Here is a 13,117-nt window from a genome sequence, read left to right as displayed (position 1 = left end):
GGGAGTCCACGCGAAAGCCTCGGGGTCATCCGAGACGGCTCAGCCGTCTCGTGATGACGAGAGACTCCGTCTCTCGAACCACTTGACCCCGAGGCGATTTACTGCGTCACGTCGTAGCCGACGTTCGCGTCGCGGAGGGCGTCGGTCACGCGACCGACGGAGTCCTGCGTCGCCACGACCACGGCGTCCAACCCGCGAGAGGCGGCGTCGGCGGCGACCTCGCCCGACGCGAAGTACGTCGTCGGTTCGACGCCCGCTTCGCGGAGGGCCGCGACCGCCTCGACGCCCGCCGCCGTGACGATGGGGACGTCCTCACAGGCCGCGGCGATGTCCGTCGCGTTCTCGACTGCCCCCGAGCGAATCGGCGGGACCTGCACGACGCTGACGTGGCCGGGTTCGAGGTCCATGACGCCCTCGAACCCGGTGACGCCGACGACCGACCCGGCCTCGGCGCTGGTGGTCGTCACGCCCGTCGCCTCGCCGGCGTCGCCGGGCGCGGCGTGGAGCAACCCCTCCGAGAGCGAGAGCGAGACAGTCTGCCCCTCCGACAAGTCGGCCTCGGCGATGGCGGCGTCCTCCTGAACGCTCCCGAGGACGTCGTCCGTCACCCTGTCGACGAACCGGCGCACGTCGGTAGCCGATTGGAACACCCAGTCGACCCCCTCCTTCGTGACCCGGTAGCGCGAGCGCCCCTCCTTCTCCACGAGGTCCTCGTCGACCAGGTCGCGGATGTACTCGCTGACCGCCTGACTCGTCACCCCGACGGCCTCTGCTATCTCACCCTGACTGACCGCGGGTTGGCGCTCCGCTATCTCGACGAGAATGCGAAAGCGCGTCGCGGCCCGCTTGTTTTCGAGGACGTCGACCATACACGCCCCTCGGTGTCCCGGCTAAAAATACCTCTGTCCTGCGGACGCCAGCGATATGTGTCCGTACCACCGAGATGGACCCGATGGCGCTTCGATACGACGACCGCGCGCTCATGCTGGACGAGACGCTCGTGGTCGCGGACCTCCACGTCGGCCGGGGCACAGGGGGTAATCTGGAGTTTCCGGTCGGGTCGAGTACCGACGTGGTCGAGCGGTTCCGCTCGCTCGTCGAGCGACACGCCGCCGAGACGGTGGTCGTCGCGGGGGATTTGCTACACTCGTTCAGCACGGTGCCGCGGACCGTCGAGGACACCGTGGCGGGCCTGAAGGCCGCGTGCCGCGACGGTGGTGCGCGCCTCCTCGTCACGCCCGGCAACCACGACGCGATGCTCGAATCGGTGTGGGACGGACCGACCGAACGGGAGTACCCCGTCGGCGACACCGTCGTCCTGCACGGTCACGAGGCCCCCGAGGGCGACGCCGACCGCTACGTCGTCGGTCACGACCACCCGACCATCGTCATCGAGGGCCAGCGACGGCCGTGCTATCTTGTCGGGCCGGACCAGTACGAGGGGAGCGACGTGGTGATGCTCCCGTCGTTCAACCGCCTCAACGCCGGCGTCGTCGTCAACGAGATGTCCGCCGCGGAGTTCCAGTCACCGCTCGTCACCGACGCCGACCGACTCGAACCCGTCGTCTGGGACGAGAGCGGCCGCGAGACGCGGTCGTTCCCGCCGCTCGGCGAGTTCCGCCGGATGCTGTAGCCGAGGGACGCCGACCGCCGGGAGACGCCCCCGAACGGCGCGGTGACGCGAGAAACCGCGGCGTATAGCGGTAGGTATTTGGGCCATCGCGGTGGACGGTCGGACATGGTTCAGACTGGTGCCGCACTCGCGCTTATCGCGATAACGCTGCTCTGCCTGCTGTTGCTGTACTTCGCGACGATAAAGTACGTCTCGGCGGTACTCCTCGAAGACGAGGAGGGCCACGAGGGAAACACGAGTAGCGGCGGTCCGGCAGCCTAGGTCCGCCGCCCCCAATCGACGCCGTCCGTTCAGTTCACCTTCTCCGCGGCGACTCGTCCGCTCTCCAGCGCCCCCTGAATCGACGACCAGCGGGTGTAGTCGCCAGCCAACACGACGTTTCCGGCGGGTGCCTCGGGGTCGGGGAGCGTCGCCCGGAACCCCGGCGGTTGGGCGAACTGCGCGAACGGCACCCGGTCGGTCCGGAGCAGTTCGAGCGAGTCGAACCCGGCGGCGGGGTACCACGACGCCAGCGCGGTCCGGACCGCTCGCGCAAGCGACTCGTCGTCCTCGTCGGGGGTTCCGAGGAACGTCGCGCTGTACAGTTCCATCCCCTCCGGCGCGTACTCGGCGGCGACGGCCGACATCGGCGCGACGGTGTTCGGCCGGTCGTCGGCCGCGTTGAGGACGATGCGCTTGCCCATGCTCGGGGCCTTGCTCGTCGGCAGCGAGAAGTACTGCGTGACACACCCCAACGTCTCGCCGGGGATGGCGTCGACTCGCGTCAACTCGGTGGCCGTCGCGGGGTCGGTGGCGACGACGGCACCGTCGACGGTCAGCGTCTCCGCGCCGGCCTCGACGGTCACCTCGTCGCTGTCGTCCGCGCCGCGAACGTCGGTCACGGCCCGTCCCGTCTCGATGCTCGCCCCGGCGGCGACGGCCCGGTCGGCCAGTTGCTCGGGCATCGCCTGCATCCCCGCCGCGGGGACGAATATCTCGCCCTCGCTCAGCATCTTGTAGGTGTACTCGAAGACGGCGCTGTCGGTGCCCAGCGAGCGGTCCAGCGTGATGCCGCCGTAGAACGGCGCGGCGAACCGCTCGACGAACCGCTTCGAGAACCCCTCCTCCGCGAGGTACTCGGCGATGGTCTGCCCGCCGCCGGGGCCGTCGAGGATTGTATCGGGGTCCCGTCCCGCCAGTTCCCGCTGGAGCGCAAAGAGTCGGAGTTTGTCGGCCGTCCGAACGTCGGTGTTGAACAGCGTCTGCGGCGCGGCCGTCGGGTTCCGGAGCGGGTCCGACAGCACCGACCGGTGGTTCGGCCGCGCGATGGTCGCGCCGGGCGTGAACGGCCGCGGCGAGAGCGCCTCGACGTCGAGTTCCCGCTGGACGGCCGGATACGCCGAGAACAGCACCTGAAACCCCCGGTCGAAGGTGTACCCGTCCTCGTGGGCGGTCCGGACCCGCCCGCCCACGGTGTCGTTCGCCTCGAACACGGTCACGTCTACCCCCGACTCGGCGAGGTGGCGGGCCGCGACCAGTCCCGCGAGGCCACCGCCGGCGACGACGACGTCTGTCATGGCCGCCGGTTCGGACGCATGGCCCAAGAGCGTGCTGGAGTGGACCGGACGACACTTGTGGCTGCTGTCCCGAGAGACGAGTATGCAGACGACAGCGGCGTTCCGTGGTCTCTCCTGTACCGCCTGTGACGAGTCGGCCGACCCCGGCCGAGCGCGCTGTCCCGACTGCGGCGACGTCCTCGCACCGGAGTACGACGCCGACGAGGTGACGAGTCCTGACGACGTCCGCCTGTTCCCGGTCGAGACAGCCGTCAGCATCGACGAGGGGACCACACCGCTCGTCTCGGTGCCGACGCTGGCCGACGAACTCGGCGTCGGGAGCGTCGCGGTCAAGGACGAGGGCCGCAACCCGACCGGGTCGCTCGCCGACCGGAAACTCGCGCTGGCCGTCTCCGCGGCCGTCCAGCAGGGGGCCGAGCGTGTCGCCACCCCCTCGACGGGCAACGGCGCGCAGGCCGCCGCGGCCTACGCCGCCCGCGCGGGCATCGACTCGAAGGGGTTCGTCCCGTCGCGCTGTCCGTTCCTCAACAAGGCGATGGTGAACGTCCACGGCGGGGACATGCGAGTCGTCGAGGGCCGCTACGAGGACGCCGTCGGGGCATTCGAGGACAGCGACGACGAGTTCGTCCCCGTCGCGCCGGGCCACCCGTTCCGGGTCGCCGGCGGCACCGCCCTCGCGCTCGAACTTCTCGCGGACCGCGAGTGGTCGGCCCCGGACGCCGTCGTCCATCCGACCGGCCACGGCGAGACGGTGGTGGGACTCGAACGGGGGTTCGCGCTCGCCGCGTCGGCCGGCCTCGTCGACGCCGTCCCCCGAATCTACGCGGCCCAACCCGAGAACGCGGCCCCGATAGCCGACGCGGTCCGGGCGGGCGAGAGCGCCCCCCTCGTCGTCGAGCGTCCCGACACCATCGTCGGGCCCCTCGAAGTGCCCGACCCGGCCGCCGGGACCGCCGCCGTCGCCGCTCTCGCTGGTACCGACGGTGGCGCCGTCGCGGTGTCGGACAAAGACGTCTTGCAGGGCGCCGTCGACGGGTGTGAGATGGGGCCGGAAGTCGGCGCGACCGGCGGCACCGCCGTCGCCGGCGTGCGTACGCTGGCCGACCGGGGCGACGTCGCCGCGGGCGACGACGTGGTACTGGTCAACCCCGTGGCCGGGAGCAAGGAAGCCGACCTCCTGCGCTCGCACCTGATGAGTCAGGGCATCTGAGGGCGGTAGCGATTTGACGGGGCCTGTCGACTGTTCGGTATGGCTCACCCCCCGCATCCCACCGACGACTCGGCGCTCGACCGGTACTTCTGGGCGCGCCACGCCAACCCCAAGAGCGGGTGGTCGCGCGTCCCGACGCTCCCCCTGCTTATCACCTGCCTCTATCGTCGGGACTGGCGCGGCCTCGCGCTGACGCTTGCGTTCGTCGCAGTCAACCCGTTCCTGTTCGCCCCGCCGGCGGACGACAGCGCGTGGATGACGAAGGGCGTCTACGGCGAGCGTCTCTGGACCGAACGGGACCACGACCCGCTGAGCTACCCGACTGTCCTGAACTATCTCAACGGGGCGGCGGCGCTGTACGCACTCTACGGCGCTGTCCGCCGCCGCCCCGCCGAGACGACGCTCGCGACGGCCCTCGCGATGACGCTGAAACTCTGGTTCGTCGCCGAGATGGTCCACCTCTACGAGGCCGAGCGAGACGCCTACGGTGGCCAGTGACAGCCCCGGAGTCCCCGAACGGTTTTGTGAACTGCGGGGAAACAGACGTGACACTGAGCTGACTCACAATGCCCCGTCGCCCCCTCTTGCTGTTGCTGACCGTCTGCCTGCTGTTCACCGCTGGCTGCTCGTTTTTCGCCACGAATCCGGACAGCTATTCGAGCAACTACGACCTCAGCGTCGGCGTCGACGCCGACGAGACGCTCCGCAACGTCACCATCCGCGTGCCGTTGCCACAGGTCGACGGCAACGCCACGTTCGAGGCGGCCGACGTCGCGCCGAACGGCACGTTCGAGGGCGCGTTCGCCGCCGGCGTCGTCGACACCGAGTACGGCCCGATGCTCGAACTCACCGCCGACGAGTTCACCGTCGAGACACGGTACTACCGCTACGTCGAGGAGGACGGGGTCGGCCGACAGGAGCGCATCGCCGAGTCCGAGTACGACCCGGAGAACCCCGACCACGTGGCCCGGACGCGTCGCACCGTCGCCGCGACGACCCTCCGTGACGCGACCTACCCCATCGAGACGCGAACGCCCGTGGGTGCTTCACCGACGCTCTACGGGGACGGGGTGACCCGGTCGCTCACCGACTGTCCGCTCCCGTATCGCGACGAGACGGCGTGTTTCGCCTACGACGCGCCCGTGTACCTCTCCTACGACGCCCCCGAGGACGCCCGCGTGGACGCGAGCGTCATGGTCGTCGGGTCCAACGAGTGGTTCACCGGCGGGTGGACGGGCAACAGTTACCTCGACCGGGTCCACGCCAACGCCACCGGGCCACAGGACGGGTGGGTCGAAGCGTCCGGCCACACCGAGACGGGCCGCGGGAACTACCCCTCGCCCGAACGCTGAGGCTACGAGGCGTGCTGTTTCGCCATCGTGTAGGCCTCCCGCACACGCTTGAACTCGTCCTCGTCGCCGCCGTGGTCCGGGTGGACTTCCTTCACCCGGTCGCGGTAGGCGGCTTTCACCTCCGACAGTGTGGCCGTCTGTCGAAGCCCCAACTCCGCGAACGCCTGCAACGTCGGGTCCGCCGACCGCTCGGGGGTCGGCCCGAGCGACACCTCCGGCGTCTCGAAGGGGAGGCGCGCGCCGAGGTGGACGCCGGGCATCTCGTGTTCCACCAGCACCGGCCACGTCGGCGAGCGCTCGATGCGGTAGTACGCCCGAGCATCGAACGTGATGGCCACGTCCCGCTTGGGGAGGTAGAAGGCGACGTGTTGGCCCTCGACGAAGTGGTTCTCGGCGAACTGCTCGTCGATGGCCTGGAGGTACTCCCGGAGTTCGGCGCGGCGGCGCTCCTCGCCGCCGTCTCGCATCTGACGTGCCTGTTGCTCGGCCGGGAAGAGCCTCGCCGCGACGACGAAGAGACCGGCCACCAGCAGGCTCCCACCTGCGCCCAACAGGACGCCGAGGAGGAGCCACTCTGGCACCGTTCCGGGGTCTGCCTGCACGGCCCGTGATTGGGACCGCGCGGTAAAGAAATTCTCGCTCTACCCGATGTACCGCAGGTCCTCGTCGGCCGGCGACGGGGCGTTCTGCTGTTCCATCTCCTGTATCTTCCGGACGACCTCCTCCATCTCGTCGGCCCGCTCTTCGAGGGACTCGTAGTCCACGTCGAAGCCGACGACGTCCTGGAGGATTTCGAGGACGGCCTGTGCGCTCTTGGGGTCGACGAGGTAGCCCGACGTCTCGCCCATGAGACAGGCCGCCGGGATGCCGCGGCGGCTCCCGAGACCGAGTAGCAGACCCGAGACGCCGACGATGCCGCCCGCGGGTTCGTCCTCGCGGAAGACGACGCCCGATTCTTCGAGCGTGTCGGCGAACTCGTCGGTGGTCGTCGCGCCCAACACGTCGTACTCGTCGATGAGTTCGCCCGTGGGCACCCCGCCCAGCGCGAACACCTCCTCGACGCCGAACTCCTCGGCGACGTCGAGGAAGGCGTCGGTCAGGCCGTAGTGGCCCTCGCTGTCCTGTGCCTGATGGTCGCCGGAGAGGACGAGCATGTCCCGCCCGTCCTCGGGCGTGACGGCGTGGAACTCGGCGGCCGCGAGTTGTGCCGTCCGGTCGTCGATGCTGACCTGCGGCGGGAAGTGCGTCGAGTAGACGCGCCGGACGAGTTCGCTGTCCAGTTCCTCCAGCAGGTGCTCGGCGGCGAGTTTGCCGACGTGGCCGACACCGGGAAGTCCCTCGACGAGGACGGGGTCCTCGAGGTCCGGGTCGGCGAGTACTTCGATGTCGAATTCGTCCATACCGCTTACCTGCGGTTGCGGCGCTTAAGTGAACGTCGATACTCGCCGTGAGGATCCGTCGGGTCGAACGGCGCGGGGGCGCTGTTGACGGCCTCCGCGCCACACTCGGGACAGGACTCGGAGAGCGTGTACATCGGGGCGTCGTGTTCGCTGTCCCACGCCGAACACACCCGGATGTCGGACTTCATCGCTACTCGTCGTCTTCGGTCCGCTCGCGGTGGAACCCGGCGGAACCGCCGTGTTCCTCGACGACGGCCCGTGCGCGGGCGGCGCTCTCTTCGAGTTCGCCCTCGGCCGTCTTGTAGTCGGGCGCCTGCACCTGAATGCGGTACTCGGGCGAACCGACGTAGGTGACTTCGAGTTGAATCTCCTCGGGAACCTCGCCGTTGCCCTCGGCGGCCTTCAGCGCCTCCTTGATGACGTCGACGCCGTCGCTCGCGGGGCACGTCAGGTCGACGTAGCCGGTGACGTTGACGTATGGCACCGAGACGTTGTTCCGGGCGGTCTGGACGATGGCCTCGACTTCGTCCTCCTCGAGGTCGGTCTCTTCGAGGGCGTCGGCGCCGTGGATGGCGGCGGCCTCGAAGCCGTCGTACAGCGACCCGAACTCCGCGAGCAGCGCGTTGGCGATGGAACCGTACGCCTCGTCGCCGATGTCCTCGCCGAAGGCTAGTTCCATCCAGTTGTCGGCCTTCTGCTCGTTCTTCCACTCCTGGATCTTCTCTTTGCGCTGGTGGTCGTTGACGTCCTTGATGGAGAGGTCTATCTGCTGGGAGCTCTCGTCGACGTCTAGCACCTTGGCGACGACCGTCTGACCCTCGTTGACGTGGTCGCGGACGTTCTTTATCCATCCGCTTGCGACCTCGGAGATGTGACAGAGGCCACGCTTGCCCTCGTACTCCTCGAGGTCGACGAACACGCCGAAGTCCTCGATCTCGTCGACCTTGCCGACGACGAGTTCGCTCGGTTCGGGCCAGCCGCTGTATTTCATCCTATCGGGCCTCGACGACGTCGGTCACTTCGCCTTCGATGTCGGCCTTCCCGCCGGTGGGGCGGGCGAGCGTGTGGCCGCAGACGGCACACGAGACCTCGCTCGCGGCCTTCTCGAAGAGGGTCTGTTCGTTCTCGCAGTCCGGACAGGCGACGGTGACGAAGCTTCCAGCCATGGTTACTCCTGGAACTCCAGTCGGCCGGCGCGCCATCCCTCGCGGAGGTGGGCCTTGCCACAGTCCGAACAGCGGTACTTGAGGTCCGTCTTCTTCGTGGGCTTGTCCCCACCGGGGACCTTCGAGAACTTCCCGTCGTTCCCGATACCGGAGTTGCGCTCGCGCTGGCGGTCGATCCACTTCATCCCGGTCTCGCGCCCGGAGCGGACCTTCTCCACCTCGTGTTCGTTGTGCTCGTTACAGTGCGGACAGTACGTATTGAAGCGTCGCGGCATCTCCATAGATATCGACCTTACGGAGCGATTTGGTGTGACCGCTTAAAACCCGTTTGGTTCGGAGTCGGAGCGCCGTCCCCCTGTGCGGGAGCGTCACGCGCTCCCTTCGAAGTTTCTAAGTACGCCGTTTGCCAAGTCACCCCCATGAAGAAGCTCATCATCCACGGGGACCCCGGCCTCCGGAAGGGCGGCCGCATCGAGTACGACGGCGACGAGTACGAAGTGTTCGCCGTGGCTCGACAGGGCGACTGGCACGGCCCGGACCGCCCGCAACTGTGGTGTACGGTGGGGCAAGAAGACGAGGAGGAGACGTTCAAGCGACAGGACTACATCCCGATGCACCTCGACACCGACGACGTAGAGGCAGAGGCCGTCACTGTCCTCCGCGAACGCGGCGCGCCGAACGCCGAAGCCTAATTCTGCCGCGCCGTTACAGTTGTTCCGGGTGGACCCGGTAGACCACCACGTCACCGGCCCGTTTCGCGACTGTCACGCCCGAGAGGTGGTCGACCGTCACCTCACCGTAGCGTGCCCGTTCCGCCGGCCCGACGTAGACGTACCGGACGTCGTACTCTCTGAGGAGCGCCCGCTGTTCACTCGCGCTCCCGGTGTAGATTGTCTGGACGTCCTCGACGCGCCGTTCGTACACCGTGTCGTTGCGGTACTGGGCCTCGTGGTACCACCCGGCGACGGTGGGGAGGCCGGTCAGACTCGCGGGCGCGCTCGACCCCTTACCCTCCGCGGCGTCCCACGTGTACCCCGCCGGGGCCGCGGTGACGATGGTGGGTCGGTCCTCGGCGGTCCGGTCGAGCCACCGAATCGCTTCGGCCTCGCCGGGGTGTTCACGGTCGAGGTACGCCGTCCCGTTCAGCGTCGTCTCCTCGCTCGCGGCGACGTGGTTCGAGAGCGCGAACGCGCCGTAGATGGACGTCGAGACGACGAGGAGCGCGACGAGCCCCCGCGTCCCCGCGGTCGTCAGCCGTCGGTGGGTCGCCGTGTCGGGTCGCCATCGGGTCAGAAGCCACGCCAGCACCGGGCCGACGGCCGCGGCCCACAGCACCCACACCTGCATGTAGGTCTTGAACACCGTGTTCATCCGACCGATGTTCTCCTTCACGAAGAGGAACTCCACCAGCAGGACGAGTCCGGCGCCGGCCAATACGAGGACCACCTCGAAGTCGACCGTCCTGTCGCCCCCGTCGGTCAGGGCCGGTACCGCGCCCAGCGACCGACTCAGGGTCGGCGACCGGGCGAACAGCCACGCCCCGACCAGCAACGGGGCGAGCAGACCCACGGCGGCGAGGTCAACCGTCGCCCCGAGGAAGACGATGCCCACCGTTCCGAGGCCCACGGCCCGCGCCTCACGGGTGCCGAGCGCACGCCCGGCCTGCGCGTAGAAGTACAGGGCGAACGGGAGGACGAACACGCCGTGGACGGCGAGCAGTTCCAGCAGCGAGGTCCGGTCGGGCAGGACCGCTAGCTCCCGGCCGCTCGCGGCCCCCAGCCAGAACGGGAGCGACCACAGGAGTCCGAGTGCGACGATGCCGACGGCGACGGCCAGTGCGATACCGATTCGGATACCTTCGTGCGCCAGTCCGTCCGCTCTGATTCGCTCGCTCAGGCTGTTGGGCAGGAGCGTCGTCGGGTCGGCGGGCGCGACGACGACTGTCAGCATCGCGAGGCCGGCCACCGAGGGGAACGACCACGTGTTCGTCACGGCCATCAGACCGGCCACGGCGGGCAGCGCGCCGAACAGGAGCGCCAGTCGCCGGCGCCACTCGACGGCCGGCGTCTGGTAGTAGCTGAAACACAGCGCGGCCGCGAGCAGGAGGAAGCCCGTACTCATCATGTGGGCGTGCATGTCGCCGTTGAGCCACGCGAACAGCGGGAACTCGTCGATGACGAAGGCCGCCGCCGGTTCGTAGGTCCCGAAGTCCGCCGCCTCGTCGGTGATGACGCGGCTGGCGTCCCAGTAGCTGAACCGGTCGGGACCGAGCGCCAGCCCCTCCATCTCGTAGCCGGCCGTCTCGGCCAGCCACCGCCCGACGCCCTCGGGCGACAACCAGATGAGAAAGCGGGCGGGCGTCGAGAGGTTGCTGGCGATGCCGACGAAGAAGGCCGACAGCCCTGCGGCCATCTTCCGGGGCGCGCCCCTGTCGGCGGCGATAGCGCCCGCCAGCCCGTACGTCGCCGTCACGAGCGTCGCGTAGAACCCCGAGAGCGCGAGGTTGTAGGCGTACTGGCCGGCGGTGCCGGTCAACCGCGTGAGGATGGCCGCAAGCAGGTGACCGCCGTAGTAGTACGCCACCGGTTCGCCGGCGAACCACATGTCCTCCGGCGGGAGCGAGTCCGCTCGCAGGAGCGACTTCAGGAGACCGTAGTCGAGGAACTTCTCCCCGCCGATGGGGACGATTGCGGGGTCGAAGGCGCGGACGGCGACCAGAAAGCAGAACGCGAGCGTGAACACTCCGGCCACCTCCGCGTAGGCGCGCCCGTCGACGGTGACGCCGCGGACGGCGGCGACGACGGCGGTGGCGACGAGGACGGCGAGGCCGAGGTAGACGCCGGCGGTCAGCGAGAGGCGGCCGACGAAGTAGGTGACCAGCCACAGCACCGACAGCGCCACCGGGATGCCGAAGGCGACACCGCGGTTCGCGAAGCGCGGGAACAGGACGGCAGCGACCGTCGCGCCGACGTAACACAACAGCAGGTAGAGCGATAGCCAGAGGGCGACGAGGCCGTACTCCATCACCCGAGGAAGTGCGACGCTGGCCTATACGTCTTTTGCACCGTCCGTTCCGCGCAGCCGCCTCGCGCTTCTTCGAACCGTTTTTACTGGCTCACGGAGGAAGCTAACACGATGTCGCGTTCCGTCGGTATCGTCGTCCCGGCCTACCGCCCGGACGTCGCCCAGTTGCGGACCTACCTCACCGCCATCGGCGAGTTCCTCGACCCCGACGCCGTCGTCGTGGAACTCGACACGCCGAAGGCCGGCGTCCCCGAGCAACTGGCCGACCTCCCGGTCCGCGTCGAGACGGTGCCGTACCGACGGGGCAAGGGCGCGGCCGTCACCGCCGGGTTCGAGGCGCTCCCGACGGACGTACTCGTCTTCGCCGACGCCGACGGGTCCACGCCGGTCGATTCGCTGGCCGAAGTGGTCTCGCCCGTCGAACGCGGCGACACCGACCTCGCCGTCGGGTCTCGCCGGCACCCCGATGCGGCCGTCGCCAGCCACCAGACCTTCGCCCGCCGCTTCCTCGGCGACGCCTTCGCGTGGTTGGCCGGCCGCCTGCTCGACGTCTCCCTGTACGACTACCAGTGCGGCGCGAAGGCCATCGACGCAGACGCGTGGGCGACGGTCCGGAGCCACCTCTACGAACCCGGATTCGCGTGGGACGTCGAACTGGTCGCCATGGCCGGAGCGTTGGACCTCCGGGTCACCGAAGTCCCCATCTCGTGGGAGGACCGACCGGGGTCGACCGTCTCGCCGGTACGGGACTCCGTCGCCCTCTTCCGTGCGCTGCTGGCCGCCCGCCACCGGGCGAAGCAACTCAGCGACGACCGCCTCCACACCGCCATCGCCGCCCGTCGGGAGGACCCGACGGCGCTCGTCGAACGAGAGCGATGAGCGGACCGGGCGACCGCATCCGACGGCGCCTCCCCGACCGCTTCGAGTCGCTCGTCTCCGGCGTCCGCTTCGGCCAGTTCGTCTCCGTCGGTGTCGTCGGTGCCATCAGCGACAACACCGTGCTGGCCGTCCTCGGCCTCGTCTTCGGCGTCCCCGACCTCTGGGCGAAGGCCGCCGGCATCGAGACGGCCATCGTCGTGATGTTCCTCGTCAACGAACACTGGACGTTCTCCGCGATGGGGGCCGCCGGCCCCAAACCGTTCCTGAAACGATTGGTGAAGTCCCACGTCGTCCGCTCCGGCGGCGTCACCGTCCAACTGGTCGTCTACTGGTTCCTGACCCAGTACCTCACCGTCGAACTCCTCCTTTTCGGCACCGACCTCTGGTTCATCGCCGCCAGCCCTCTCGCCATCGCCGTGGCGATGCTGGTCAACTACGTCTTCGAGAGTCTGTTCACGTGGCAGGTCCACCGCGACGGCACCGCGTAGCGCGTGAGTAATTCACGGACGGCACTCGAATCACAACCCTTAATGAGGGGCCTCGGGTATGAAGAGGTAGCGGGATGGGATAGCCAGGAGATTCCGGCGGGCTCATAACCCGCAGATCGGTAGTTCAAATCTACCTCCCGCTACTAAAATTCTGACTGAGTGACCGTCGCAAGATTTCTCACGTAGTTTTATCGCCTCGTGTAGGCCAGATTTCGCTGTGCATTCATTCAAATACGATACCGAGCAGAACACTTGTTGTTAGAATCGAGTAGCCGCTAAAACCGGTCTGAGTAAGCTACGGGAAACACCACCATCTCTCTGAAAGGGGGTGGCGTAGTTCACCTCCCGCTACTTCTGCTGAGTATCGTGCAACCTTGTCGAAAAGCGCCGCCAATAGGTGGAGTAGCAT

At 68.4% G+C, this 13,117-nt stretch carries 17 protein-coding genes and 1 tRNA gene; 9 read left to right on the top strand and 9 right to left on the bottom strand.

Features of this window, described 5'->3' with window-relative positions; translation table 11 throughout:
- Window positions 1-98: 98 nt before the first annotated feature.
- On the bottom strand, window positions 99-869 hold the full coding sequence (locus tag Hhyl6_RS02435) for a DUF7839 domain-containing protein (protein ID WP_483737633.1): 771 nt from the start codon (window positions 867-869) through the stop codon (window positions 99-101).
- An 83-nt stretch (window positions 870-952) separates the two neighbouring features.
- Here Hhyl6_RS02435 and Hhyl6_RS02430 point away from each other — a divergent pair, with 83 nt between their 5' ends.
- On the top strand, window positions 953-1,633 hold the full coding sequence (locus Hhyl6_RS02430; protein ID WP_483737632.1) for a metallophosphoesterase: 681 nt from the start codon (window positions 953-955) through the stop codon (window positions 1,631-1,633).
- Between the two features lie 105 nt (window positions 1,634-1,738).
- Window positions 1,739-1,894 carry a hypothetical protein gene (locus tag Hhyl6_RS02425; RefSeq protein ID WP_166969185.1) on the top strand — a complete coding sequence of 52 codons (156 nt, stop codon included), beginning with the start codon at window positions 1,739-1,741 and terminating at the stop codon, window positions 1,892-1,894.
- 29 nt (window positions 1,895-1,923) lie between these two features.
- Here Hhyl6_RS02425 and Hhyl6_RS02420 read toward each other — a convergent pair whose 3' ends face one another.
- Window positions 1,924-3,189 carry an NAD(P)/FAD-dependent oxidoreductase gene (locus tag Hhyl6_RS02420; protein WP_483737631.1) on the bottom strand — a complete coding sequence of 422 codons (1,266 nt, stop codon included), beginning with the start codon at window positions 3,187-3,189 and terminating at the stop codon, window positions 1,924-1,926.
- Window positions 3,190-3,271: 82 nt separating this feature from the next.
- Between Hhyl6_RS02420 and Hhyl6_RS02415 the strand changes: the two genes are divergently transcribed.
- From Hhyl6_RS02415 to Hhyl6_RS02405, 3 genes are all read left to right on the top strand, one after another.
- A complete protein-coding gene (locus Hhyl6_RS02415) occupies window positions 3,272-4,399 on the top strand; it encodes a threonine synthase (protein ID WP_483737630.1) in 1,128 nt (375 codons plus the stop codon).
- A gap of 39 nt (window positions 4,400-4,438) precedes the next feature.
- Complete coding sequence (locus Hhyl6_RS02410) at window positions 4,439-4,897, top strand: DUF6653 family protein (RefSeq protein ID WP_483737629.1); 459 nt, start codon at window positions 4,439-4,441, stop codon at window positions 4,895-4,897.
- 68 nt (window positions 4,898-4,965) lie between these two features.
- The gene (locus Hhyl6_RS02405; protein WP_483737628.1) at window positions 4,966-5,751 is read left to right on the top strand and encodes a hypothetical protein; all 786 of its coding nucleotides are present in this window, start codon (window positions 4,966-4,968) and stop codon (window positions 5,749-5,751) included.
- Window positions 5,752-5,753: 2 nt separating this feature from the next.
- Here the strand turns inward: Hhyl6_RS02405 and Hhyl6_RS02400 are convergent, their stop codons facing one another.
- Genes Hhyl6_RS02400 through Hhyl6_RS02375 form a run of 6 tightly spaced genes read right to left on the bottom strand, consistent with a single transcriptional unit; the run spans window position 5,754 to window position 8,598 of the window.
- The gene (locus Hhyl6_RS02400) at window positions 5,754-6,353 is read right to left on the bottom strand and encodes a J domain-containing protein (protein WP_483737627.1); all 600 of its coding nucleotides are present in this window, start codon (window positions 6,351-6,353) and stop codon (window positions 5,754-5,756) included.
- Window positions 6,354-6,392: 39 nt separating this feature from the next.
- Window positions 6,393-7,151: a proteasome assembly chaperone family protein gene (locus tag Hhyl6_RS02395; protein WP_483737626.1), complete on the bottom strand. Its 759-nt coding sequence runs from the start codon at window positions 7,149-7,151 to the stop codon at window positions 6,393-6,395.
- A gap of 5 nt (window positions 7,152-7,156) precedes the next feature.
- Complete coding sequence (locus Hhyl6_RS02390; RefSeq protein WP_483737625.1) at window positions 7,157-7,339, bottom strand: RNA-protein complex protein Nop10; 183 nt, start codon at window positions 7,337-7,339, stop codon at window positions 7,157-7,159.
- A gap of 2 nt (window positions 7,340-7,341) precedes the next feature.
- Window positions 7,342-8,142: a translation initiation factor IF-2 subunit alpha gene (locus Hhyl6_RS02385; protein WP_483737624.1), complete on the bottom strand. Its 801-nt coding sequence runs from the start codon at window positions 8,140-8,142 to the stop codon at window positions 7,342-7,344.
- A gap of 1 nt (window position 8,143) precedes the next feature.
- The gene (locus Hhyl6_RS02380) at window positions 8,144-8,317 is read right to left on the bottom strand and encodes a 30S ribosomal protein S27e (protein WP_483737623.1); all 174 of its coding nucleotides are present in this window, start codon (window positions 8,315-8,317) and stop codon (window positions 8,144-8,146) included.
- Between the two features lie 2 nt (window positions 8,318-8,319).
- The gene (locus Hhyl6_RS02375; RefSeq protein WP_483737622.1) at window positions 8,320-8,598 is read right to left on the bottom strand and encodes a 50S ribosomal protein L44e; all 279 of its coding nucleotides are present in this window, start codon (window positions 8,596-8,598) and stop codon (window positions 8,320-8,322) included.
- Window positions 8,599-8,736: 138 nt separating this feature from the next.
- Here Hhyl6_RS02375 and Hhyl6_RS02370 point away from each other — a divergent pair, with 138 nt between their 5' ends.
- The gene (locus Hhyl6_RS02370; protein ID WP_483737621.1) at window positions 8,737-9,009 is read left to right on the top strand and encodes an HAH_0734 family protein; all 273 of its coding nucleotides are present in this window, start codon (window positions 8,737-8,739) and stop codon (window positions 9,007-9,009) included.
- A 13-nt stretch (window positions 9,010-9,022) separates the two neighbouring features.
- On the opposite strand, the gene Hhyl6_RS02365 is transcribed toward Hhyl6_RS02370, so the two are convergent.
- On the bottom strand, window positions 9,023-11,341 hold the full coding sequence (locus Hhyl6_RS02365; protein ID WP_483737620.1) for a DUF2298 domain-containing protein: 2,319 nt from the start codon (window positions 11,339-11,341) through the stop codon (window positions 9,023-9,025).
- A 111-nt stretch (window positions 11,342-11,452) separates the two neighbouring features.
- On the opposite strand from Hhyl6_RS02365, the gene Hhyl6_RS02360 reads away from it, so the two are divergent.
- The 3 genes from Hhyl6_RS02360 to Hhyl6_RS02350 all read left to right on the top strand — a co-directional run bounded on the left by Hhyl6_RS02360 (window position 11,453) and on the right by Hhyl6_RS02350 (window position 12,851).
- Window positions 11,453-12,220, top strand: coding sequence for a glycosyltransferase (locus tag Hhyl6_RS02360; protein ID WP_483737619.1), 768 nt, complete (start codon window positions 11,453-11,455; stop codon window positions 12,218-12,220).
- The gene (locus Hhyl6_RS02355; protein WP_483737618.1) at window positions 12,217-12,708 is read left to right on the top strand and encodes a GtrA family protein; all 492 of its coding nucleotides are present in this window, start codon (window positions 12,217-12,219) and stop codon (window positions 12,706-12,708) included. The genes Hhyl6_RS02360 and Hhyl6_RS02355 overlap by 4 nt, the downstream gene beginning before the upstream one ends.
- Before the next feature lie 68 nt (window positions 12,709-12,776).
- Window positions 12,777-12,851, top strand: a tRNA-Met gene (locus tag Hhyl6_RS02350).
- Window positions 12,852-13,117 lie beyond the last annotated feature (266 nt).

The organism is Haloarcula sp. H-hyl6, from assembly GCF_056934455.1.
The sequence above is the reverse complement of the archived record's forward strand: the minus strand, read 5'-3'. Positions and strand labels throughout refer to the sequence as shown.

Bases quoted from the DNA above. Each gene is read 5' to 3' on its own strand.
- Hhyl6_RS02425 (WP_166969185.1), top strand. From the start codon at position 1,739: ATGGTTCAGACTGGTGCCGCACTCGCGCTTATCGCGATAACGCTGCTC.
- Hhyl6_RS02365 (WP_483737620.1), bottom strand. From the start codon at position 11,341: ATGGAGTACGGCCTCGTCGCCCTCTGGCTATCGCTCTACCTGCTGTTG.
- Hhyl6_RS02435 (WP_483737633.1), bottom strand. From the start codon at position 869: ATGGTCGACGTCCTCGAAAACAAGCGGGCCGCGACGCGCTTTCGCATT.
- Hhyl6_RS02370 (WP_483737621.1), top strand. From the start codon at position 8,737: ATGAAGAAGCTCATCATCCACGGGGACCCCGGCCTCCGGAAGGGCGGC.
- Hhyl6_RS02405 (WP_483737628.1), top strand. From the start codon at position 4,966: ATGCCCCGTCGCCCCCTCTTGCTGTTGCTGACCGTCTGCCTGCTGTTC.
- Hhyl6_RS02420 (WP_483737631.1), bottom strand. From the start codon at position 3,189: ATGACAGACGTCGTCGTCGCCGGCGGTGGCCTCGCGGGACTGGTCGCG.
- Hhyl6_RS02395 (WP_483737626.1), bottom strand. From the start codon at position 7,151: ATGGACGAATTCGACATCGAAGTACTCGCCGACCCGGACCTCGAGGAC.
- Hhyl6_RS02355 (WP_483737618.1), top strand. From the start codon at position 12,217: ATGAGCGGACCGGGCGACCGCATCCGACGGCGCCTCCCCGACCGCTTC.
- Hhyl6_RS02360 (WP_483737619.1), top strand. From the start codon at position 11,453: ATGTCGCGTTCCGTCGGTATCGTCGTCCCGGCCTACCGCCCGGACGTC.
- Hhyl6_RS02375 (WP_483737622.1), bottom strand. From the start codon at position 8,598: ATGGAGATGCCGCGACGCTTCAATACGTACTGTCCGCACTGTAACGAG.
- Hhyl6_RS02385 (WP_483737624.1), bottom strand. From the start codon at position 8,142: ATGAAATACAGCGGCTGGCCCGAACCGAGCGAACTCGTCGTCGGCAAG.
- Hhyl6_RS02390 (WP_483737625.1), bottom strand. From the start codon at position 7,339: ATGAAGTCCGACATCCGGGTGTGTTCGGCGTGGGACAGCGAACACGAC.
- Hhyl6_RS02415 (WP_483737630.1), top strand. From the start codon at position 3,272: ATGCAGACGACAGCGGCGTTCCGTGGTCTCTCCTGTACCGCCTGTGAC.
- Hhyl6_RS02410 (WP_483737629.1), top strand. From the start codon at position 4,439: ATGGCTCACCCCCCGCATCCCACCGACGACTCGGCGCTCGACCGGTAC.
- Hhyl6_RS02430 (WP_483737632.1), top strand. From the start codon at position 953: ATGGCGCTTCGATACGACGACCGCGCGCTCATGCTGGACGAGACGCTC.
- Hhyl6_RS02380 (WP_483737623.1), bottom strand. From the start codon at position 8,317: ATGGCTGGAAGCTTCGTCACCGTCGCCTGTCCGGACTGCGAGAACGAA.